At 58.7% G+C, this 276-nt stretch carries 1 protein-coding gene; it reads left to right on the plus strand.

The annotated features are described in order from the left end of the window. Positions 1 to 193, plus strand: a 193-nt coding sequence (locus E1297_RS48700) for a hypothetical protein (RefSeq protein WP_196223068.1), incomplete at its 5' end; no start/stop codon positions are given. Positions 194 to 276 lie beyond the last annotated feature (83 nt).

Genomic DNA, 276 nt, shown 5'->3' on the forward strand with positions numbered 1-276 from the left:
GGTTCTGTCCGATCTGACCCTTGAGCTTGACCCGGACGGTATTGGCGGTAAGGACGGCGATGTCCTGCGCATGAGCTGGGCTAAGAACGGCAAGAGCGGGTATGTCGAGTTTGCCGATGAAGGCCGTCATATCGAGCGGTTCGAGTTTGCCGACGGGACGGCCTATGAGGCAGACGACTTCAACTTCGTCTGATTAAAACCTGCGGCCGGGGTCATGTGCTCCGGTCGGTTTTGCACATAATTGCCGCCATTCGTGCCAGGTGCCGCGAATGGCGG

The sequence above is a fragment of the Roseibium sp. RKSG952 genome (genome assembly GCF_009711355.1).